Source organism: Litorivita sp. NS0012-18 (assembly GCF_040371945.1).
GTDB lineage: Bacteria > Pseudomonadota > Alphaproteobacteria > Rhodobacterales > Rhodobacteraceae > Litorivita.
Genome location: NZ_BAABWS010000002.1, coordinates 506,832 through 529,126, shown reverse-complemented (window position 1 = coordinate 529,126; position 22,295 = coordinate 506,832). Strand labels below are relative to the sequence as shown.

The window sequence follows — 22,295 nt, the reverse complement described above, 5'->3', positions numbered from 1 at the left end:
GGCCTTATTCAACTGGGATGTCGAACACCTGCCCAGGATAGATGAGGTCGGGATCGCGGATCTGGGCGCGGTTGGCATTGAAAATACGCATATATTCGACGCCCTCCCCGTAGTTTTGCGACGAGATTTCCCAAAGCGTCGATCCAGGTTGAACGGTGACAACACGCAATTGCGTGGGCGCGGCGGCGGGTGCCGGAGCCAGTGTCGAGGCTGGTGTCGAGGCCGTTGTCGAAGCCGGTTTGGCCGTGGGGTCTTGGGCTGCGACGCTGGCCTGTTCTTGCTCGGGCTCTGCGGGCGGCGTTGCGGCCTGTTGCGCGCTGTTCTGGCCGCCCGACGCCGATACAGAAGCCGTCACGGGCGGGGTTTCGGGCGCATTTGCAGTCGCGGCGCTCTGGGTGTCTCCATCCCCCTCGCTCCTTGCCGTCGCGGCGCTTGTCGATGTTTGCGCGGTCTGCGCAGCTGCGGTTTGATCTTGCGGCGCCTGTGCGGGCGCGCTGCCCTCTTGGGCCGCGGCGCCCGCTGCGCCGGAGGCCTGCGACGTCTCTTGCGCGCTCTGCGGTTCGGCCCGCGTTGCTGCTTCGGCGGCTTGCTGCGCCGCGCTGGCGATGCGCGCGGGGGCTTCGCGTTTGAACGGGGTCTCGACGCGGCTGATCACCGTGCCATCCGCCGCCAGATGATCCACCCGCAGCGTATAAATCCCGCTATCAATGCCTTCGATATCCAATTGCCACGCGCCATCCCCGCCGATCTGCGCCTCGGCCACGGCGCGACTGTCGAGATAGACCCGCAGCCGCCCGCCCGCCGTGCCCTGCCCCGCAAGGCGCACCGCCCCGTCGTCGCGGTAGCTGATCACATCAAGCGAGACGCCGCTTTCGGGGCGCTCGGCCGGTTGCAACACGCGCAGCCCCGCCGCATCGGATATCAACACCGCCGGAGCGGTATCTGCGGGCGCTGCGCTTTGCTGCGCGCTTTGCTCGGGGCTGCCCTGCGCGCTCTGCTCGGCCGTTGGCTCGCCACCTTGCTCCGCGCTCGCACCGCCAGAGTTTTCGCCTTTCTTATCAATACCCTGAACGGCATTCCCTGCCGGACTTTCTGCCTGTGCCACCTGCGGCTGGCGCGGCGCGACGATCACCTGCCCCGCCGAGCGCAGCACCGATCCGCCACGCTCGACCTCCAGCCCGAGCACCTGCCCCGCCGCCATATCGGCGATCTGCGCAAAGGCGACAAAGCGGCCCGAGGCATCGGCGGTGACTTCGCTCAAGACCCTGTCGCCTGCCATGATGCGCAACACCTCGCCCGCACCCGCGCGCCCCGCGATCAAAGCCGCGCCGTTCGGCTCGATCCGCACCACATCAAAGGAAGGCGGCTGGGCGGATGCCATGCCCTTCTCCTCGCCGCCCTGCGCCGAAGTCTCGGGGGGCTGCGGTGACGCCTGATCGGGTGCAGTGGCCAGATCGCTTTGAGCTTGCGGCGCGGCGGATTGGCCCTGCTCTGTGCCCTCCTGCGCCGCAGTCGCCTCAGTCGCGTCAGATGCCGCGGCCTGTTCTGTGGCAGCGCCTTGCCCTGCATCTTGCGCGCTGCCCGCCGCGTTATCTGTCGTGCTATCTGTCGCGTTGTCAGTCGCGGCCTGCACGGTCTCGCTGGCGCTTTGCGCCGCAACATCGCTTTGTGACGCGTCGGGCGTAGCGCCGGATCGGGCGGATTGGGGCGGCGCGACTTGGCCGCTTGGCGCACCAGATTGCGCGCCGGTTTGCTGCGCCGGGACCGCCGCGCTGCGGCTTGCCTCGCGCGTGTCCTTCCCGAACAGCCAAAGCATCACGGCCCCCGATACGACCACAGCCACAATCGCCAGTTTGGTGCCCTTTGAGGGCGATTGCGCGCCGCCGGAGCCGCCCTTTGATCCGTCTGTCATATCGCCCGTCTCCCCCAAGATATTGTATTGCACCTGTTCACCGGCACCTCACTTGCGCTTTGCGCAGTTGAGCCAGCATAACAACAAGGCTATGAGCGGTCAAAAGCCATTTGTTTTCACATCGGCGCGCACCTCGCCGCGCCCCTCGCCCAAAGGATCACGCCATGTCGACAAAACCCGTCTTTTCCGTCTGCGTCTATTGCGGCTCGCGCAGCGGCGCGCGTCCCGAATATGAAACCGCCGCGACGGCAGTCGGCCAAGCGCTCGCGGCCAAGGGATGGCGTCTGGTCTATGGCGCGGGGGACGTGGGGTTGATGGGCGCGGTGGCGCGCGCCGCGCAGACCGGCGGCGGCGCAACCTTTGGCGTCATCCCGCAACATCTGTTGGATTGGGAGGTGGGGAAAACCGATCTGACCCAATATATCGTCACCGAAAACATGCATGAGCGCAAAAAGGTCATGTATATGAATTCGGATGCGATTGTCGTTTTGCCTGGCGGGGCGGGATCGCTCGACGAGTTTTTCGAAGTCCTCACATGGCGGCAGCTCGGCCTGCATTCAAAACCGATTTTCCTATTGAATACGGCAAGCTATTGGACGCCCTTGATGCAGCTTATGCAACATGTGATCGCCGAAGGTTTCGCCGATGCGTCACTTTTGGATTATGTCGAGGAGATGCCCGATGTTGCCGCCCTGAGCGCCGCTTTGGAGGCCCGTTCGCGGGAGATATTGGCGTAAGAGTAAAGCGCCAGCGCCAGCCAGATCACCGGAAAGGCCATGGCGTGCCAAAGGGTGAAGACTTCGGCAAAAAGCAACGTGGCGACAAGGAATTGCAAGGTCGGATTGATGTATTGCACCACGCCGACCGTGGACATGCGCACCCGCCGCGCCGCAAAGGAAAACAGCATCAAGGGCACACCCGTCAACGGCCCCGAGAGCATCAACATCACCGTATCATGCAGGTTGCCGCCAAAGGCGCCGCCGCCGCTGATCCGACCCGAATGCGCCAACCACAGCACCGCAATCGCGACGGGCGCAAGCAGCAAAACCTCGGCGGCGACCGAAACCACCGGACCAAGGTTTAAGCTTTTCTTAACAAGGCCGTAGAGACCAAAGGTGATGGACAACATGAAGGAAATCCAAGGCGCAACCCCAAGCCCCCACGTCAGCCCCGCCACCGCCAGAGCCGCCAAGGCCACCGCCGCCCATTGCAGCGGCGCAAGGCTTTCGCCAAACACCAGCCGCCCCAAAAGCACGGCCACCAGCGGAAAGATATAGTAGCCCAAGGAGGCCTCGGTCGCATGGCCCGCCCCGACGGCCCAGATAAAGCCGAACCAATTGGCCGAGATCATCAGCGCGGCAAAGCCGATGGTGGCGATCTGCCGCCGCCCGCGCAGCCCCTCGCGCAGCGTGCCCAAACGCCTCTGCAGCAGCAAGATGACCAAAAAGAACACCAAGGACCAAAGCGTGCGATGGGCCAGAACCTCGATGGGCGGCACATGGGCCAGTTGTTTGTAGTATATCGACGACAATCCCCAAATCGTGCAGGTCGCGATCAAGGCAAAGACGCCGGATTTGGCGGCGCGATCGGCGATTGGGTTGGGGGTCATGGGCGCTCCTTTTGCCCTACCGCTCTACCGCGCGGGGGCGGCAGGCCCAAGAAGAATCGCCATGGGACAAATACGGGGGCGCAGGCGCAAAAAACCCGCCAAAGCAACGCTCCGGCGGGTTTGAACATCTCGGTAGTGCAGGCTCACAGACGCGAGGCGACGTTGTCCCAGTTCACCAGCTTGTCCAAGAAATTGGACAGGTAAGCCGGACGTTTGTTACGGAAATCAATGTAGTAGCTGTGCTCCCACACATCGCAACCCAAGAGCGCGGTTTGCCCAAAGCACAAGGGGTTCACGCCGTTTTCGGTTTTGGTGACCTTGAGGCCGCCATCAGTGTCCTTGACCAGCCATGCCCAGCCGGAGCCGAATTGACCCGCACCCGCAGCGGCGAAATCGTCTTTGAATTTATCGACCGAGCCAAAGCTGTCGATGATGGCTTTTTCCAGCTCGCTGGGCATGGTGTTGCCACCCGGCCCCATCATTTCCCAAAACTGGGTGTGGTTCCAATGCTGCGAAGCGTTGTTGAAGATGCCGTTTTGCGCCACGGCGCCGGATTGATAGGTGCCCTTGACGATCTCTTCGACCGATTTACCGGCCCATTCGGTGCCCTCGATCAGCTTGTTGCCGTTGTCGACATAGGCCTTGTGGTGGATATCGTGGTGATACTCGAAAGTTTCCGCCGACATGCCAAGACCGGCAAGCGCGTCATGGGCATAGGGAAGATCGGGAAGTTCAAAAGCCATTGTTCAGGCCCCCTCTTTGAATGGTGTAAATGCGATATGCGTTAGATGGTAGTGCAGCGCCGGTGAGGTCAAGCCCCAATCGGGCGCAATTCCGATATGCGCGCAATTCCGAAGGGCAATGCGCAAAACGCCGACAAATGCATGATTTAGACAATTTTTCCCCTCAATAGTGAGGGTAAATTCGACCTATTCGTGCTATATAGAGAATCATTCGGGCGACTTCGACGGGGCAAAACACCCCACTTCGCTGCCGGTTTTCGCGGCATTCGCCAATAGGTCAAAGACATATTGTGCCACCGAGCGAAAGCAGATCACTTCGATATCGCCTTCGTCATTGATCCAAAACGCCGCAGGCACCTGCCCCAATTTCGAGCGGCGCACCGTGCCTTTGGCAAAGGCGTCGGGGCTCATGTCAACGGGGGTCAATTTGGCCAGAACCTCGCGCGCCTGCGGGCCGCTGACGATAAATCCCGCCCGCGCGTCCGAAACATTCTCGGCCAGATAGTGCTTTTTCTTCAAGGTCTTGGAGATTTGCACCAGCGCGGTCTCGACCTCGCCGTAGGGCATCATCAGCAAAAGCTCGTCCGGCGACATCCACGCAACCGCGCGCTCCTCGACAAGGTTGATGCCCAACTCGCCGGGCATATCGACGCCGCCGATCCCCGTGGCCACGTTTTTGACCGCCGAGGAGGACAAATCGCCGCGCAGCACAATCGCACCGCGCAATCCGATCTCTTCGACCCGCGCAAATCCGCGCGCCGAGGCCCCTTCAAGCGCGCTACGGGCTTGGCTTGCGTCAGACATTTTGCTTCTCCCCTGCTGGGTCATATTGCACGGGATCGACGATGCGCACCTGCTGCACCGTGCCGTCGAGCATCGGGAAGCCGATCACATCGCCCATGCGCTCGGGCCCGTTTTCGACCAATCCCATGGCGATTCCCCGCTTTAGCGTCGGGGAGTAATAGGTCGAGGTCACCCGCCCGATGGTCGTGCGTTGCCCATTGGCGTTGCGCCCCTGCGTTGCGGCATAGGCGCCATCGGGCAGGACCGACCCATCAAGCGTTTGCAGCCCCACCAGCCGCCAACGTTTGGGATCGCTCAGATGGCTGCGCATCTGTCCGCGCTTACCGATAAAGTCTTGTTTTTTCTTGGAAATTGCCCAATTCAGGCAAAGGTCTTGCGGCGTGACGGTGCCGTCGGTCTCATCGCCGATCATGATGAACCCCTTTTCGGCCCGAAGCACATGCAGTGCTTCGGTGCCGTAGGTGGTCGCGCCAAACTCTTCCCCACCCGCCAGCAACTCACTCCATATGGCGCGCCCAGTTCCAGCAGGTACAGCCACTTCATAACTCAACTCACCGGAGAAAGAAATTCGAAACACTCTCGCAGTGACGCGACCTAGCGTCACGTCTTTCCACGTCATGAAAGGAAAGGCCTCGGCGCTGAGGTCCGCGTCGGTGAGTTTCTCCAAAAGCTTGCGCGCGTTGGGTCCGACGACGGCGATTTGCGCCCATTGTTCGGTGACATTGGCGGTGTAAACCTTCCAATCCCACCATTCGGTTTGCAGCCATTCTTCCATATGGGCATGGATGTGATCGGCCCCGCCGGTGGTGGTGTGGCAAAGCCAAGTCTGCTCGTCGATGCGCGCCACGACGCCGTCATCGATCAAGAATCCGTTCTCGTTGCACATCAACCCATAACGGCATTTGCCGATGCCCAGAGTGCTCATCATATTGGTATACATCATGTCGAGGAACCGGCCCGCATCGGGGCCTTTGACGATGATTTTACCAAGGGTCGAGGCATCCAGAAGCCCGAGGCTGTCGCGCACGGTTTTGACCTCGCGGCTGACGGCATCGGCGGGGGTTTCCTCGCCCTTCAGATAGCAATAGGGCCGGCGCCATTGGCCGACCGGCTCCCAATGCGCACCGTTCGCCTCGTGCCAGTCATGCATCGGGGTGCGGCGCAGCGGTTGGAACAGATCGCCGCGCGCCTCGCCCGCAATCGCGCCCATCGAGATCGGCGTATAGGGCGGGCGGAATGTAGTGGTGCCGGTGGCGGGAATAGGTTGCCCAAGCGCATCCGACAAGACCGCAAGACCGTTGATATTGCTCAATTTTCCTTGATCCGTCGCCATGCCCAATGTGGTGTAGCGTTTGGTATGCTCGACGCTTTCGAACCCCTCGCGCGCGGCCAGTTGCACATCGGTGACTTTGACATCGTTCTGAAAATCCAGCCAAGTCTTCGCGCGCAGCTTCTCGCCCGCGCCTTCGGGCATATGCCACACGGGCAGGATCGGCGCATCGCCGGTTTGCTCGGCCTCGGGCGGGCCGCCGCGTTTGGGCTTATGGCCTGCGGCCTCGGCGGCCTTGCGGCCCGCGTAATCGGCATCGGCCAAGGCAATCGCGAGGTCCAGCGCGCCGTTGGCGCTGCCTGCGGCCAAGACAAATCCCTGCCCGTCCGCGCCAAGGGGCGGTCGGTCGGTGTCGGGGCGGAAAAACGCGTGATCGGCATCCCACGTCAGCTTGCCGCCGCAATGCGACCACAGGTGCACCACCGGAGACCAGCCCCCCGCCATGGCGATGCAATCGCAGTCGATCTCTTCGTCGACGCTGCCCGTGCCCGCTTGGGCGCAGATCGCCGCGCCGGTCACGCGCTTGCCGCCCAGCGCCTTGGCCACGGCCTTGCCGGTTTCGATCCGGATGCCGAGATTGGCCGCCTCGCTCGCCAATGCGCCGCCGCCCGCAGGGCGCGCGTCGATCACCGCAGGCACGTCAAGGCCGAGGTTTTTGAGCGCAATCGCGGTGCGATAGCCATCATCATTATTGGTCACAACCAAGGTGCGATCGCCAACGCTGACCCCGAAATTCACCGCGTAATCGCGCACAGCCGAGGCCAGCATCACACCGGGTATGTCATTGCCCGCAAAGGACAAAGGCCGCTCTATCGCCCCCGTGGCGGTGATGGTGCGGGCGGCGCGGATACGCCACAAACGGTGGCGCGGGCCCTGCGCATCAGGCGCATGATCGCCCAGCCGCTCATAACCCAGAACATAGCCGTGGTCATAGACCCCCGCGCCCATGGTGCGCAGGCGCAAGGTGACGTTCTCCATCGTCTCCAGTTCGGCAATCACATCGTCGATAAACGCGCCGACGGGTTTGCCATCGACCACGCCGCCATCGACGGGCGCGCGTCCGCCCCAATGGGCGCTCTGCTCGATCAGCAGAACCTTGGCCCCCGCCTGCCCTGCGGTTTTGGCCGCTTGCAGCCCCGCGATCCCGCCGCCGATGACCAAGACATCCACATGGGCGTGGAAATGCTCGTAGGTATCGGCGTCGCGGTCCTGCGGCGCTTTGCCAAGCCCCGCAGATTGGCGGATGAACGGCTCATAGACATGTTTCCAAAAGGCGCGCGGGTAGAGGAACATCTTGTAATAGAACCCCGCAGGCAGCACCCGCCCGAGGTATTTGTTCACCGCGCCGATGTCATAGTCGAGGCTCGGCCAATGGTTCTGGCTCTGACTTTCCAGCCCATCGAAAAGCTCGGTCGTGGTGGCGCGCTGGTTCGGCTCGAACGTCCCGTCTTTCCCCAGCCCGACCAAAGCGTTCGGCTCTTCGGCGCCGCTGGCGACAATACCGCGCGGGCGGTGATATTTGAACGAGCGCCCGACCAGCATCTGGTCATTGGCAAGCAAAGCCGAGGCCAGCGTATCACCGGCAAATCCCTGCATCTCTTTGCCGTTAAAGGTAAATGTCATCGGCCTGCCGTGATCGATCAGGCGGCCGCCAGTGGCCAGACGGGTGCTCATTGCTTGCATGCCTTCGGTCGGGAACGGGTTGGGTGCTGGGCGGCGGTCACGAGAACTCTCTCCACCGCCAGTCGGGGCGTTTTGCGCTGATCGCATCGCGGATCTCTTGCGGCGGCTCGGTGACCTGCGCGCTATAGGTGCCAAAGACCTCGAGCGTCATGGTGCAGCGCGCCGCATGAAACCACTTGCCGCAGCCATTGGCATGGCGCCAGCGCTCGAAATGCACGCCTTTGGGATTTTCGCGGGCGAACAGATAGGCTTCGAACTGCTCGGGCGTGCTGTCAGGGCCGAAGCGCTTGAGATGCGCCTCGCCGCCAGCGGAAAGCTCTGTCTCGTCGGCCATAACGCCGCAATAGGGGCATTTGAGGGTCAGCATGGGCGGGCCTCCTTGCGCGAGGGTTTGCCCGCATCCAGATCACAAGGTCGGGCGACAAAGCCGCAGGGGCCGGACCGTCTCACAATCGCGAACATCAATGTGCCACCCCCGCCGCGACGCTTTCGTCGATGAATTTGCCTTCGCGAAAGCGGAACATGGAAAATTCTTCGGTCAGGGGCGAATGGCCCTTGGCCATCAATTCCGCCATCGCCCATCCCGATCCGGGGATCGCTTTGAACCCGCCGGTGCCCCAGCCGCAGTTCACAAACACCCCCTCGACAGGGGTCTTGGACAGGATCGGCGAGCGGTCGCCGGTCATATCGACGATCCCGCCCCATTGGCGCAGCATCTTGAGCCGCGAGATCATCGGGAAGGTTTCGATCAGCGCGCGCACGGTTTCCTCGATATGGTGGAAGCTGCCGCGTTGGGTGTAGTTGTTGCACCCGTCGGTGCCGCCGCCGATCACCATCTCGCCCTTGTCCGATTGGCTCATATAGCCGTGGACCGTATTGGCCATGATCACCACATCCATGCAAGGTTTGATCGGCTCGGAAACCAAGGCCTGCAGCGCCAGCGATTCCACCGGCAAGCGAAAGCCCGCCATATCGGCCAGAACCCCCGAATGCCCCGCGACGACCAATCCCAATTGCCCGCAATCCATCGCGCCTTTGGTGGTGTCGACGCCGACCACCTTGCCGCCGTCCTTGCGAATGCCCGTGACCTCGCATTGCTGGATGATATCCATGCCCATATCTGAGCAGGCACGCGCATAGCCCCATGCCACCGCATCGTGGCGCGCGGTGCCGCCGCGCGGTTGCCACAGCCCGCCCAGAACCGGATAGCGCGGCCCGTCAAGCGAGATGATCGGGCATAGCTCCTTGACCTTATCGGGGCCGATGAATTGCGTCTCGACCCCTTGCAGGTTGTTGGCATAGGCGGTGCGCTGGTATCCGCGCACCTCGTGATGGGTCTGCGCCAACATGATCACCCCGCGCGGGGAAAACATCACGTTGTAATTGAGGTCTTGGCTCATGGTCTCATAGAGCGAGCGGGCCTTTTCATAGATCGCCGCCGAGGGGTCTTGCAGGTAATTGGAGCGGATAATCGTGGTGTTGCGCCCCGTATTGCCGCCGCCCAGCCATCCTTTTTCAAGCACCGCCACATTGGTGATGCCGAAATTTTTTCCAAGGTAATAGGCCGTGGCCAAACCATGCCCGCCTGCCCCGACGATGATCACATCATAGCGTTTCTTCGGCTCGGGCGAGCGCCACGCGCGCTCCCAACCGCTATGGAAGCGCAGCGCCTCGCGGGCAACGGCAAAGGCAGAATATCGTTTCATCGGCTCACTTTCCGAACAGGTCCCAAGCCGCAGCTTAGCGCATTTGGCGCCCGCTGCCAGAGGGCGCGCGCGTTTCTTCCTATCTGACGCGATGCGCCAAACCGGCCCCGTTTGCGAGCGCCCTTTTCTGGTCCAGTTGCGACATGGCGCAGCGCTGCGGCAATTTAGCCTTTTGCGCACGGCCCATGCAGATTAGATGGAAAGGACGGAAACGGAGGCACTATGACATTTTGGCTCATCTCGGCGTTGATCGCGGTTGCGGTCGCATTGGCCCTTATTGCGGCGATGCTGCGCGGGCGTGCGCTCGAAGGGGTCGAGGCCCCTGCGGCCTTTGACATCAACGTTTACCGCGACCAATTGACCGAGATCGACCGCGATCTGGCGCGCGGGGTGATCGGCGAGGAGGATGCCGAACGCACCCGCACCGAAGTCAAACGCCGCATTCTGGCCGCCGATGCCGCGCGACGCGCCCAATCGGGCGGCGCGGGCGGCGGCGCGCCCAAAGCGGTCAATATCATCGCGGGGGCCTTGGTCGCCGCCGGTATGATTGGCGGCTCGATCTGGATGTATCGGGCGATGGGCGCCGTGGGCGTCGATGATTTGCCGCTCAAGGGCCGGATCGAAGCGGCCAAGCAATTGCGCGAAAACCGCGACAGCCAAGCGCAGATGGAAGCCGCCCTGCCCCCCAGCCCGCCGATGAACCTGCCCGAGCGCGATGCCAAATTGATGGAGCAGTTGCGCAGCGCCGTCGCGGGCCGTCCTGGCGATTTGAAAGGGCATGAAATGCTCGCGGGCTACGAGGCCGCCTTGGGCAATTACACCGCCGCTTATCAGGCGCAAGAGCAGGTCCTGTCGATCAAGGGCGACACCGCCAGCGCCGAGGATTACACCACATACGGCGAATTGCTGTTCATCGCGGCGGGCAACCGCGTCTCGCCCGAGGCCGAGGCCGCCTTTCGCGCCGCTTTGGCGCGTGATCCGCGCAATGGCGGCGCGCGCTTCTATATGGGCGTGATGATGCTGCAAACCGGCCGCCCCGATGTGACCTTTCGCACATGGAGCGCCCTGCTCAACGACAGCCCCCCCGACGCCCCGTGGATCGCGCCCATCACGGCGCGGATCGAGGACATCGCCTTTTTGGCGGGGGTCGAATATACGCTGCCGCCGATGTTCAAAGAGGGCGGCGGCGCGCTCAAGGGACCAAGCGCCGAGGATGTGGAAGCGGCGGGCGATATGAGCGCCGAAGACCGCAACGAGATGGTGCGCGCCATGGTGGCGCAGCTTTCCAGCCGTCTGGCCACAGAAGGCGGCAGCCCCGCCGAATGGGCGCGGCTGATCTCGGCCTATGGCGTCTTGGGCGAGACGGCGCGCGCGCGCGCGATCTGGACCGAAGCGCAAAGTATTTTCGCCGCCCGCCCCGAGGCCTTGGAAGAGGTGCGCCAAGGGGCTCTGCGCGCCGGAGTGGCACAATGATTTGCGAAGAGATGCAAGAGTTTGCCGCCGCTTGCGGGCCGGTCGGCGCCCTTTTGGGCCTCGATTTTGGCGATAAAACCATCGGGGTGGCGGTGTCGGACGGGCTGCGCTCGGTCGCATCGCCGCTCGAGACCGTGCGGCGCAAGAAATTCACTGTGGACGCGGCGCGGTTGCAAGAGATTATCGCCCACCGCGCGATTTGCGGCATCGTTCTGGGCCTGCCGCGCAATATGGACGGCTCCGAAGGCCCGCGGTGCCAAAAAACCCGCGCCTTTGCGCGCAATTTCGCGCGGCTGAGCGATCTGCCGATCACCTATTGGGACGAGCGCCTGTCGACCGTTGCCGCCGAACGCGCGCTGCTAGAGGCCGATGCCTCGCGCGCGCGCCGCGCCGAGGTCATCGACAACATCGCCGCCTCTTATATCTTGCAAGGGGCGCTCGACCGTTTGGGACATCTGGGGGCAAGCCGATGAGTGATCCGAAGACCAGCAAAACCGTCTGGCAGCGCGAGCAGATCGCCTCGCCTTGTATCAATATCTGTGTGATCCATCCGGCAGAGCGGATTTGCACCGGCTGCCTGCGCTCGATCGACGAGATCACCCAATGGTCGCGTATGAGCCCCGAGGCGCGGGCGCAGGTCATGGAGGATTTGCCGACCCGCGCCCCGCGTTTGCAAAAACGCCGCGGCGGGCGCGCCGCCCGTCTCAAGGACCAAGGCTAGGCGTTTTTCGGCGGGCCTGCGGGCTGCGCGCCTAGGCGCCCAGCGCCTTGCGCAACATATTGAGCGCCACCAAAGTCAAGAACACCGCAAACACCCGTTTGAGCGGCTTGGGGTCCATCGCATGGGCGATTTTTACCCCCAAGGGCGCGGTCAAAAGCGTCATGGCGATCACCACCACAAAGGCGGGCATATTCACCGCGCCGATGGTGAAGGGCGGGCGCGCGGAAGGCTCCAGCGTGACGGTCAAAAATCCGATCACCGCTGGCACCGCAATGGTCACGCCAAAACCCGCCGCCGTGGCCACCGCGCGGTGGATCGCCACGCCGTGCAGGCTCATCAGCGGCACGCCGAAACTGCCGCCGCCGATGCCCATCAGCACCGACAAGAACCCCATGACCGGCGACATCACCGCGCGGCGGATGCCTTTGGGCATCGCCTCGGCGATGCGCCATTCGGCGCGGCCAAAGCCGAGGTAAAGCCCGATCACCACCCCAAGGCAGCCAAAGAGCATTTGCAAGGTGGCCGAGCGCAGGGACGCGGCCACCAACATGCCCGCGACCGCGCCCACAATGATCCCCGGTGCCCATGTGCGCAATATCTGCCAATCCACCGCGCCCTTTTTGTTATGGCTGAGAACCGAGCGCACCGAGGTCACGATGATCGTCGCCAAAGACGTCGCCAGACAGATTTGCATCAACTGCGGGCTGTCATAGCCAAGCGTTTGAAATGCATAGAAAAACGCAGGCACCAAGACGATGCCGCCGCCCACGCCCAAAAGCCCCGCCAAGACCCCCGCCAAAGCGCCGATGGCGAGCAAAAGCGCAAACATCATCATCAAGAGTGTGGGGTCTGGCATGGCGGTCTATCCGTATTTCGGCTGCAACGACGGACAGCCTTACACGTCCTGCGCCTGCGGCTCCAGTGCGCAAATGCGCGCCAAGGCCTCTTCGACGACTTGCGGGCCCGCATCCGGTTTTGCCGCGCCTTCCGACAGGCTGCGCCGCCATGCCCGCGCGCCTGCGCGTCCGGCAAACAGGCCGATCATATGGCGCGTGACCTGCCCCAATTTGCCCCCCGCGCTCAGATGCGCCTCGATATAGGGCAGCATCGCGCGCACGGCCTCTTCGGCGCCCATCCCCGTGGCTTTGCCGAAAATCCGCGCGTCGGCGCTGCATAGGATATCGGCGGGTTGGTGATAGGCGGCGCGCCCGATCATCACCCCGTCCAGCCCCCGCTCCAGCAGCATCTCGGCCTCGTCCAAGGAGGCTATGCCGCCATTGATCGACAGGTGAAGATGCGGAAACAGCGCCTTCATCTTCACCACCAGATCATAATCGAGCGGCGGAATATCGCGGTTTTCCTTGGGCGACAGCCCTTGCAGCCAAGCCTTGCGCGCATGGATCGTAAAGCGCCCGACGCCAGCGGCAGAGACGCGGGCGATGAATTCGGGCAGGACCTCTTCGGGCATCTGGTCATCCACGCCGATGCGGCATTTCACCGTCACCTCGCGCGGCTGCGCGGCCACCATCGCGGCGCAGCATTCGGCCACGAGGCTCGGGTCTTTCATCAAGATCGCGCCAAAAGTGCCCGATTGCACCCGATCCGAGGGGCAGCCGACATTGAGGTTGATCTCGTCATAGCCCGCCTCGGCCCCCAGACGCGCCGCCACCGCCAATTCCGCCGGATCCGAGCCGCCCAATTGCAAGGCGACCGGATGCTCTTCGACGTTATGGTCCAGCAAATGCAACGCCCCGCCGCGCACCAAAGCCGGCGCAGTGACCATCTCGGTATAGAGCAAGGCCTCGCGGCTCAGCAGCCGGTGCAGATAGCGGCAATGGCGGTCGGTCCAATCCATCATCGGCGCCACGGACAGGCGCGCCGCGCGATGGATTTGCGACAAAGTTGTGATCCCGCCTTGCGTCATACGATCCGAGTTCCTTCCTCGCCGCCCTGCCATTTTGATGCCCGATGGCACGCGCCGCGGCGGCTTTTGCGCCATGTAGCATAAGCCGCGCGCCTAGGACCAGACATGGCGTGCAGGTTCTACGCGCGGCGGCGCAATGCTCCGAATGCACGATGCCTCCCAAAATCGCGCATTCGCACATTGACCCACAGAGGAGCGATCACTAAAGTTCGCCCTGACACGCGTCAGGATTTGCGTGCGCCGCTTTGAGGAGGGCCGCGCGTGCATCGCCTGACGCCTGTCCGCAGCAACGCGGCACGGGGGGACGCGAGATGCACAGCACCGGCAAAATCGAGGCGCATCAAGGCGCGCATCGGGCGCGGCAAAACGCGGCTTTGAGCGTTGGCGCATCCTCGCACCCTTGCGGCGCCCCTGCCCGATGAGCGCGCCGCAAAACAGCAGCGCGCCGCAAATCGTCGCCCCCCTCAAGGCACATGTGATTGACGGCGAGGCTCTGGCCGCATGGCTCGCGCCGCATCTGCCCGAGGCGGCGCAGGGGCTGCATATCGGACAGTTTCAAGGCGGCATGTCGAACCCGACCTATCTGCTCACCACGCCCACGCGCCGCCGTTTGGTCTTGCGCAAAAAACCACCTGGAATTTTGCTGCCGCGCGCCCATGCAGTGGACCGCGAATATCGCGTGATGCGCGCGCTTGGCCCGACCGAAGTGCCAGTGCCCGAGATGATCGCCTATTGCGATGATCCCGAGGTGATCGGCGCGGAATTTTTCATTATGGATTATGTCGAGGGCCGCATTATCCCCGACCCCGCGATGGGGCCCGTGGCGCGCGCGGATCGCCCTGCCCTGGCCTTTGCGCTGATCGACACATTGGCGGCGCTGCACCTTGTGGATTGGCGCGCGGCGGGGCTTGAGGGCTTTGGCCGCCCCGAAAACTATCTTGGGCGTCAAACCACCCGCTGGGCCGCGCAATATGAAAGCGCCAAGCCCGATCTGCCCGATGATTTCGACTATAGCGATATGGACTGGCTGCGCGACTGGCTGGGCGAACATGCGGATGTAAGCGATGACGCCAGCATCGTGCATGGCGATTACCGGCTCGGCAATACGGTGGTCGATGCGGCCGCGCCGCGCGTGGCGGCGGTGCTCGATTGGGAGCTGTCGACCATTGGCCATCCTTTGGGTGATCTGGCCTATACCTGCCTGCCCTACCGCTTGCCGCAGGGCATCGCGGGGCGGATCGATCCGGCGGCGGACGCTCTGCCGCGCGAGGAGGAGATCATCGCGTGCTACTGCACCCGCACGGGGCGCGACGGCATTCCCGAATGGCCGGTCTTTCTTGCCTTTGCCTGTTTTCGCTACGCTGCGATTGTCCAGGGCGTGGCCGCCCGCGCCGCCAAAGGCAACGCCAGCAGCGCCAGCGCCGATCCGCAGCGCGACGGCGCGCGCGCCCGTGCGGTGGCGCGGATCGGCGCCGATATTGCGCGCCGCATGGACCGGCACAAAACCGAAATGTGACGCACCGCCGCCCGCCCCTCTCCCCAGCATGCCCAAGGACCGCAAGATGAGCCTCTCCTCCCCTCGCCCGATAACCAAGCTGTTGATCGCCAACCGCGGCGAGATCGCCCTGCGCATCGCACGCACCGCCGCCGAGATGGGGATCGAAACCGTGGCCATCGCCCCCGAGGATGACGCGCAAAGCCTGCACCTTGGCCGCTGCGACGGCTTTGTCCTGCTCGCGGGTGCAGGGCCGCGCGCCTATCTTGATATCGATGCGGTGATCGATGCGGCCAAACAAAGCGGCGCCGACGCTGTCCACCCCGGTTACGGGTTCTTGGCCGAAAGCGCGGATTTCGCCGCCAAGATCGAGGCGGCGGGGCTGACCTTTGTCGGGCCGACACCGCAAAGCCTCGCGCTTTTTGGCGACAAGCTGGCCGCCAAGGCCCATGCGCAACGCCTCGGCGTGCCGGTTCCGGAGGGGACCACGGGGCCGACCACATTGGCCGAGGCGGCCAAATTTCGCGCCGCCCTGCCGCAAGGGGCCTCGATGTTGATCAAGGCCGTGGCAGGCGGCGGCGGGCGCGGGATGCGGGTGATCGGCGCGGGTGATGATCTGGAGGCGGGCTATGCGCGCTGCACCTCCGAGGCCGAGGCGGCTTTTGGCAATGGCGCGGTCTATGTCGAGCGCTACCTGCCCGCCGCGCGCCATATCGAGGTGCAAATTCTCGGCGACGGCACCGGCGGCGTGATCGATTTCGCCGAACGCGAATGCACGCTGCAGCGCCGCCATCAAAAGCTGGTCGAGATCGCGCCCAGCCCCTCGCTGAGCGCGCAGATGCGCCAAAGCCTGACCGAAAGGGCCACGTGCCTTGCCCAAAGCGACGCCTATCGCTCGCTGGGCACATTCGAATTCTTGATGTCCGAGGAAGGGCTTGGCGGCGAGCAATTCTTTTTCATCGAGGCCAATCCGCGCATTCAGGTCGAACATACGGTGAGCGAGGAGCTGTTTGGCATCGACCTTGTGGCGCTGCAATTGCGCATCGCGGCGGGGGCCTCTTTGGCCGATCTGGGCCTTGATGCGCCCACCGCAATGCCCGCCGGTTGGGCGATCCAGACGCGGATCAATATGGAGCGGATGGATGCGCAGGCACAGGCCTTGCCCACGGGCGGGCGCATCGCCGTCTATGAGCCGCCGACCGGCGCGGGGCTGCGCACCGACGGGTTTGCTACGGCGGGCTATGAGACCTCGGCGCGCTATGACAGCCTTCTGGCCAAGCTGATCACCCATTCCAAAGCCCCCGATTTCGCCGCCGCCCTCGCCAATGCGGGGCGCGCCTTGGGCGAGTTTCGTATTGAGGGCGTCGAGACCAATATCCCATGGCTGCGCGGCCTGATCGCCCATCCCGACGTCATCGCCAACCGGATCACCACGCGGTTCATCGACGATCACGCGGCGGCGCTTTTCGAGACCGCTGGTGCATATATGGCGGATGATGCCGGGGCGCCCGCTCCCGCCGCGCATAACTCCGCCGATCTTGCCCGCGCGCCGATCCCCGAGGGCAGCACCCCCGCAAACGCGCCGATGCAAGCCACGGTGATCGCGGTTCTGCCCGCTGCGGGCGACAGAGTGCAAGCGGGCCAAGAGATCGCCATTCTCGAAGCGATGAAGATGGAGCATGTGATCACCGCAGAGGTGAGCGGACGCATCAGCGCGATTTGCGCGCAGGCCGGACAAACCGTGATGGAAGGCGCGCCGGTCCTCGCCATCGCGCCCGAAGAGGGCAGCGCAGCCGAGCAGGCGGTGCAAGAGCACGTGGATCTTGACCATATCCGCCCCGATCTGGCCGAACTGGAGCAAAGGCGCAGCTATGGCAGGGATGAAAACCGCCCCGAGGCCGTCGCCAAACGCCATGCCCGCGGGCATCAGACCGCCCGCGAGAACATCGCGCAGGTCTGTGATGCGGGCAGTTTCAAGGAATACGGCGAATTTGCCATCGCCGCGCAAATCCAGCGGCGCAGCATGGAGGATCTGGTCGAGAACACCACAGGCGACGGCATCTTGACGGGGCTGGGGCAGGTCAATGGCGACCAGTTCGGCGATGATCTGGCGCGCTGCGCCTTTGCGGTGGGCGATTATATGGTGCTCGCTGGCACCCAAGGACAGCGCCACCACCGCAAGCTTGACCGGATTTTGAAAGTGGCCGAGGAATGGACCATCCCCTTGGTGCTCTTTGCCGAAGGCGGCGGCGGGCGGCCCGGCGATACCGAACGCTTTGTCTATTCGGGCATGTCGACGCCGACCTTCAGCCAATTGGCCAATCTGTCGGGCAAAGTGCCTTTGGTGGGCATCGTTTCGGGGCGGTGTTTTGCGGGCAATGCGGCGCTTGTGGGGTGCTGCGACGTGATCATCGCCGATGAGAGCAGCAACCTCGGCATGGCGGGCCCTGCGATGATCGAGGGCGGCGGTTTGGGCATTTACCCGCCCGAAGAGATCGGCCCCATAGACGTGCAATCGGCCAATGGCGTGGTCGATATCCGCGTCAAGGACGAGGCCGAGGCCTGCGAAGTCGCGCGCAAATACCTGTCGTATTTCCAAGGCGCGACCACGGATTGGACCGCGCCGGACGCGCGCGCGCTGCGCCATGTGGTGCCGCAAAACCGGCTGCGCTCCTACGAGGTGCGCGATGCGATCGAGGGAATGGCCGATGTGGGATCGGTGCTTGAATTGCGCCGCGAATTCGGCGTCGGGATTGTCACGGCCTTTATGCGTATCGAGGGGCGGCCTTTTGGCGTGATTGCCAATAATTCCAAACATTTGGGCGGCGCTATTGATGCTGATGCCTCCGATAAGGCGGCGCGGTTCATGCAGCTTTGCGATGCCTTTGACATCCCGATGATCTCGCTATGCGACACGCCAGGATTCATGGTCGGACCCGAGGCCGAACGCAGCGCCTTGGTGCGCCATGTCAGCCGCATGTTCGTCACCGCCCGCTCGCTCAGCGTGCCGGTTTTCGCGGTGGTTTTGCGCAAATGCTACGGGCTGGGCGCGATGGGCATGATCGGCGGCGGCACATATGACAACTTAATGTCGGTGTCTTGGCCGACGGGCGAATTTGGCCCGATGGGGCTGGAGGGCGCGGTGACCTTGGGCTTTCGGCGCGAGCTGGATGCGGTCACGGACGCAGGCGAGAAGAAGGCGCTCTACGACAAGCTCGTGGCGCAGATGTATGAGCAAGGCAAGGCGATCAAAGTGGCGCAAACTCTGGAGATCGACGCGGTGATCGATCCGGCCGAAACGCGCGACTGGCTGTTGGCGGGGCTGCGATCGGTGCGGCTTCGCCCGCCCATGTCGGGCCGTAAACGCCCCATGGTCGACCCGTGGTGAGGACCTGTGCGCCCATGATATAAAGGCCTGTGCGCTCACGAAAAAATGCCGCAGCGTCGCGGGCGGGCCGCCCCATTGCAGCGGCGGTTTTTTGGATCGACACTGTGCCAACAGACAAAGGAGAGGACCCCCATGTCACCCAAAGATAGTGCCGCAAAGCGCAGCCCCGATACATTGTTCCGCCCGATCACCATCGGCTCGATGCAGCTTCCCAACCGGATCGTCATGGCGCCGATGACGCGCAATATGGCCAAAAACGGCATCGTCAGCGAAGACAACGCCGGATACTACCGCCGCCGCGCCGAGGGCGGCGTCGGCTTGATCTTGTCGGAGGGCACGGTGGTCGACCGCCCCGCCTCGCGCAACCTTGAACATGTGCCGTTCTTTCACGGCGAGGCGGCGCTGGCCGGTTGGAAAGAGGTGATCGACGCGGTCCATGAGGCAGGCGGCAAAATGGGGCCGCAAATCTGGCACACCGGATCGACCGACGGCTCGACCGAGTGGAACCCAGAGGCCGACAAGGAAAGCCCCTCGGGCAACAATGGCGCGGACAAACCGCGCGGCCATGCGATGAGCGATGAAGACGTCGCCGACACCATCGCCGCCTTTGCCCGCGCCGCCGCCGATGCCGAGCGGCTCGGCTTCGATATGACCGAAATTCACGGCGCCCATGGCTATTTGCTCGATCAGTTCTTGTGGGATGTGACCAACCAGCGCAGCGACAAATGGGGCGGCGAAACCCTGCCCGAACGGGCGCGGATCATGGTCGAACTGGTCAAGGCCGTGCGCGGCGCGGTCAGCGCGGATTACCCGATTTTCTTGCGCTTGAGCCAGTGGAAACAACAAGATTACAGCGTGCGCCTTGCCCCCACCCCTGCCGAGCTTGAGGCATGGTTGATGCCGATCAGCGAGGCAGGCGTTGACGTTTTCCATTGCTCGCAGCGCCGTTTTTGGGAGCCTGAATTCCCCGAAGTGGACGGCGAAGAAGGCCTCAATTTCGCGGGCTGGGCCAAGAAGATCACCGGCAAGGTCACCTGCTCGGTCGGCTCGGTCGGGCTCAACGGCGATTTCTTCAAAGCCTTCCGCGGCGAGGGCGCAGAAGGCGCGAGCATCGACGGATTGCTCGACCGGATGGAGCGCGACGAATTCGATCTGATCGCCATTGGCCGGATTTTGCTCAGCGAGCCTAATTGGGTCAATATGCTGCGCGCGGGCGAGGACCTGCCCGGATTTGACGGCACCGCCATGGGCAAGCTGGCTTAACCAAAGCGGCCGCAAAGGTAAAAAGGGCCGAGGCGGATCATCGCCTCGGCCCTTTCGCATTTTATCGGGTCAAATCCGCGATTTACGGACCATCAAAAATGTTGCCCCCGCCGGTTTCGGATTTGGCGGCAGCGACGCGCTCGTTGGAGTCTTCGAACTCCTTGCGCTCGGCGCGGGCGATCACATGATGGTGGACCTCATCGGGACCATCGGCAAAGCGCAAGGTGCGCTGTTTCATATACATGGAGGAGAGCGGCGACCATTGGCTGATGCCCGTCGCGCCATGCACTTGCATTGCGTCATCGATGATTTTGCAGGCTTTTTCCGGCACCATGGCCTTGATCTTCGACACCCAGATACGCGCCTCTTTGTTGCCCAGAACGTCCATCGCCTTGGCCGCTTTGAGAACCATCAAACGCATGGCGTCGATCTCGATGCGCGAGCGCGAGATTGTCTCCATGTTCTTGCCCAGATCGATGATCTTCTTGCCAAAGGCCTCGCGGGTCAGACCGCGATAGATCATCAGATCAAGCGCCTTTTCCGCCGCGCCAATGGAGCGCATGCAGTGGTGGATACGGCCTGGCCCAAGGCGGACCTGACTGATTTCGAAACCGCGCCCTTCGCCCCACAGGATGTTGGCTTCGGGCACGCGCACGTCGGTGAAACGGATTTGCATGTGGCCATGCGGCGCATCGTCGTGGCCAAAGACATTCATCGGACCGACGATTTCCACACCGGGTGTATCCATCGGCACGAGGATCTGGCTTTGCTGGCGGAACGTATCCGCGTCTGGCGAGGTTTTCACCATGACGATCATGATCTTGCAACGCGGATCACCGGCGCCCGAGATATAGTATTTCTCGCCGTTGATCACCCATTCGCCGTTCTCCAGAACCGCGCGGGTGCCGATGTTTTTCGCGTCCGACGAGGCGACATCGGGTTCGGTCATCGCAAAGGCCGAGCGGATTTCACCGGCCAGAAGCGGCTTGAGCCATGTGTCTTTTTGCTCTTGGGTGCCGACACGTTCGAGCACTTCCATATTGCCCGTGTCCGGCGCGGCGCAGTTCATCGATTCCGCCGCCAAGGGGTTTTTGCCCAGTTCAAAAGCGATATAGGCATAATCGAGGTTCGACAGGCCTTCGCCGGTTTCGGCATTGGGCAAGAAGAAGTTCCAAAGACCGGCTTCCTTGGCCTTGGCCTTCAGGTCTTCGATGATTTCAAGCTGACCCGGGGCATATTCGAAACGCGAGGGTTTCTTGTCTTCGAGCGCCTCATAGGCCACATGGGCCGGATCGCAATTGTCGCGGATGTGCTTGACCACGCGGTCGAGCAGCGGCTTGGCGCTCTCCGACAGCCTCAGGTCGTGCAACTCGTCGTTTACATTTACCATTCTTCTCTTCTCTCCTTGGGTTGTGGGATGCGGGCGGCGCGATGTGCGCCCTGCCCGCAAATTGGGGCCCTAGCGGTTTTTCCACTCGGGCTTGCGTTTCTCGACAAAGGCGGTGACGCCTTCCTTGAAATCTTCGGTCTCGCGCAGGTCCATGATGACTTGGCGGCTATAATTCAGGCTCGCCTTGAGGTTTTCAAGCTCGTCCATCGCGTTGAGCACGCGTTTCGTCGCCTTGACCGCCGAGGGCGAGACGGCGGTGATTTCTTCGGCCTTGGCGATGGCGGCGGCCATCAATTGATCCGCGGGCACGATCTGGTTCACAAAGCCCAATTCCTTGCCCTCATCGGGCATCACATGGCGGCCGGTGAGCATGATATCGACCGCCGGTTTGCGCCCGATCTGGCGGCTCAACAGTTGCACGCCGGAGGCGGCGGCAAAAAACCCGACCTTGACCTCGGGCAGCGCGAATTTCGCCGTTTCCGAGGAAATGATGATATCGCAGTTGAGCGCCATCTCGAACCCGCCGCCCATGGCAAATCCGTTGACCGCCGCGATCACCGGTTTTTCCAGATCAAAGCGCATCGCCATGCCGCCAAATCCGGTTTCAGGCGGTTTGCCCTTGCCGCCCTGCGCGGTGTATTTGAGGTCGTTGCCCGCGCTAAAGGCCTTGTCGCCCGCCCCTGTCAGGATCGCCACCCATAGGTCGGGATCGGCGGCAAACTCGTCCCAGATTTGCGACATCTCGTTGTGCATCGGCGCATGGACGGCGTTATACACTTCGGGACGGTTCATCGTCACGATCAGGATATTGCCGCGGCGTTCGGTGGTTACAAATTCATAAGCCATTGTCTTGA

The 22,295-nt window shown here is 63.1% G+C and carries 18 protein-coding genes; 7 read left to right on the top strand and 11 right to left on the bottom strand.

Features of this window, described 5'->3' with window-relative positions:
- Nucleotides 1–4: 4 nt before the first annotated feature.
- Nucleotides 5–1,912, bottom strand: a complete 1,908-nt coding sequence (locus ABWV64_RS12190) for a LysM peptidoglycan-binding domain-containing protein (RefSeq protein WP_353345576.1) — start codon at nt 1,910–1,912, stop codon at nt 5–7.
- Nucleotides 1,913–2,076: 164 nt separating this feature from the next.
- On the opposite strand from ABWV64_RS12190, the gene ABWV64_RS12185 reads away from it, so the two are divergent.
- Complete coding sequence (locus ABWV64_RS12185) at nt 2,077–2,649, top strand: LOG family protein (protein ID WP_353345574.1); 573 nt, start codon at nt 2,077–2,079, stop codon at nt 2,647–2,649.
- Here ABWV64_RS12185 and rarD read toward each other — a convergent pair.
- The 6 genes from rarD to ABWV64_RS12155 form a co-directional block, all read right to left on the bottom strand.
- Nucleotides 2,574–3,521: an EamA family transporter RarD gene (rarD, locus tag ABWV64_RS12180; RefSeq protein WP_353345572.1), complete on the bottom strand. Its 948-nt coding sequence runs from the start codon at nt 3,519–3,521 to the stop codon at nt 2,574–2,576. The two genes, ABWV64_RS12185 and rarD, sit on opposite strands and share 76 nt — an antisense overlap.
- Nucleotides 3,522–3,664: 143 nt before the next feature.
- Nucleotides 3,665–4,264 carry a superoxide dismutase gene (locus ABWV64_RS12175; RefSeq protein WP_353345570.1) on the bottom strand — a complete coding sequence of 200 codons (600 nt, stop codon included), beginning with the start codon at nt 4,262–4,264 and terminating at the stop codon, nt 3,665–3,667.
- 207 nt (nt 4,265–4,471) lie between these two features.
- A complete protein-coding gene (locus ABWV64_RS12170; RefSeq protein WP_353345568.1) occupies nt 4,472–5,068 on the bottom strand; it encodes a sarcosine oxidase subunit gamma in 597 nt (198 codons plus the stop codon).
- The gene (locus tag ABWV64_RS12165) at nt 5,061–8,072 is read right to left on the bottom strand and encodes a sarcosine oxidase subunit alpha family protein (protein ID WP_353345566.1); all 3,012 of its coding nucleotides are present in this window, start codon (nt 8,070–8,072) and stop codon (nt 5,061–5,063) included. The genes ABWV64_RS12170 and ABWV64_RS12165 overlap by 8 nt, the downstream gene beginning before the upstream one ends.
- 46 nt (nt 8,073–8,118) lie before the next feature.
- Nucleotides 8,119–8,448 (bottom strand): sarcosine oxidase subunit delta, encoded by a 330-nt coding sequence (locus tag ABWV64_RS12160; RefSeq protein WP_353345564.1) that lies wholly within the window; start codon nt 8,446–8,448, stop codon nt 8,119–8,121.
- Nucleotides 8,449–8,542: 94 nt separating this feature from the next.
- On the bottom strand, nt 8,543–9,787 hold the full coding sequence (locus ABWV64_RS12155; RefSeq protein ID WP_353345562.1) for a sarcosine oxidase subunit beta family protein: 1,245 nt from the start codon (nt 9,785–9,787) through the stop codon (nt 8,543–8,545).
- Nucleotides 9,788–10,009: 222 nt separating this feature from the next.
- Here ABWV64_RS12155 and ccmI point away from each other — a divergent pair, with 222 nt between their 5' ends.
- The 3 genes from ccmI to ABWV64_RS12140 are packed head-to-tail and all read left to right on the top strand — an operon-like array spanning nt 10,010 to nt 11,981.
- Nucleotides 10,010–11,260 (top strand): c-type cytochrome biogenesis protein CcmI, encoded by a 1,251-nt coding sequence (ccmI, locus tag ABWV64_RS12150; RefSeq protein WP_353345560.1) that lies wholly within the window; start codon nt 10,010–10,012, stop codon nt 11,258–11,260.
- Nucleotides 11,257–11,733 (top strand): Holliday junction resolvase RuvX, encoded by a 477-nt coding sequence (gene ruvX / locus ABWV64_RS12145; protein WP_353345558.1) that lies wholly within the window; start codon nt 11,257–11,259, stop codon nt 11,731–11,733. Before ccmI ends, ruvX begins: the two co-directional genes overlap by 4 nt.
- Nucleotides 11,730–11,981 (top strand): DUF1289 domain-containing protein, encoded by a 252-nt coding sequence (locus tag ABWV64_RS12140; RefSeq protein ID WP_353345556.1) that lies wholly within the window; start codon nt 11,730–11,732, stop codon nt 11,979–11,981. The genes ruvX and ABWV64_RS12140 overlap by 4 nt, the downstream gene beginning before the upstream one ends.
- Before the next feature lie 31 nt (nt 11,982–12,012).
- Here the strand turns inward: ABWV64_RS12140 and ABWV64_RS12135 are convergent, their stop codons facing one another.
- Together ABWV64_RS12135 and dusA are read right to left on the bottom strand one after the other, a co-directional pair.
- A complete protein-coding gene (locus ABWV64_RS12135) occupies nt 12,013–12,837 on the bottom strand; it encodes a sulfite exporter TauE/SafE family protein (RefSeq protein ID WP_353345554.1) in 825 nt (274 codons plus the stop codon).
- Nucleotides 12,838–12,876: 39 nt separating this feature from the next.
- Entirely contained in the window at nt 12,877–13,905 is a 1,029-nt protein-coding gene (dusA, locus tag ABWV64_RS12130; RefSeq protein ID WP_353345552.1) for a tRNA dihydrouridine(20/20a) synthase DusA, read from the bottom strand.
- A gap of 418 nt (nt 13,906–14,323) precedes the next feature.
- Between dusA and ABWV64_RS12125 the strand changes: the two genes are divergently transcribed.
- From ABWV64_RS12125 to ABWV64_RS12115, 3 genes are all read left to right on the top strand, one after another.
- On the top strand, nt 14,324–15,421 hold the full coding sequence (locus ABWV64_RS12125; protein WP_353345550.1) for a phosphotransferase family protein: 1,098 nt from the start codon (nt 14,324–14,326) through the stop codon (nt 15,419–15,421).
- Nucleotides 15,422–15,467: 46 nt separating this feature from the next.
- Nucleotides 15,468–18,788, top strand: a complete 3,321-nt coding sequence (locus ABWV64_RS12120; RefSeq protein ID WP_353345548.1) for a carboxyl transferase domain-containing protein — start codon at nt 15,468–15,470, stop codon at nt 18,786–18,788.
- 132 nt (nt 18,789–18,920) lie between these two features.
- Complete coding sequence (locus ABWV64_RS12115) at nt 18,921–20,051, top strand: NADH:flavin oxidoreductase (RefSeq protein WP_353345546.1); 1,131 nt, start codon at nt 18,921–18,923, stop codon at nt 20,049–20,051.
- An 82-nt stretch (nt 20,052–20,133) separates the two neighbouring features.
- Here the strand turns inward: ABWV64_RS12115 and ABWV64_RS12110 are convergent, their stop codons facing one another.
- Entirely contained in the window at nt 20,134–21,441 is a 1,308-nt protein-coding gene (locus ABWV64_RS12110) for an acyl-CoA dehydrogenase family protein (RefSeq protein ID WP_353345544.1), read from the bottom strand.
- Between the two features lie 69 nt (nt 21,442–21,510).
- Nucleotides 21,511–22,287: an enoyl-CoA hydratase-related protein gene (locus tag ABWV64_RS12105; protein WP_353345542.1), complete on the bottom strand. Its 777-nt coding sequence runs from the start codon at nt 22,285–22,287 to the stop codon at nt 21,511–21,513.
- Between the last annotated feature and the right edge of the window lie 8 nt (nt 22,288–22,295).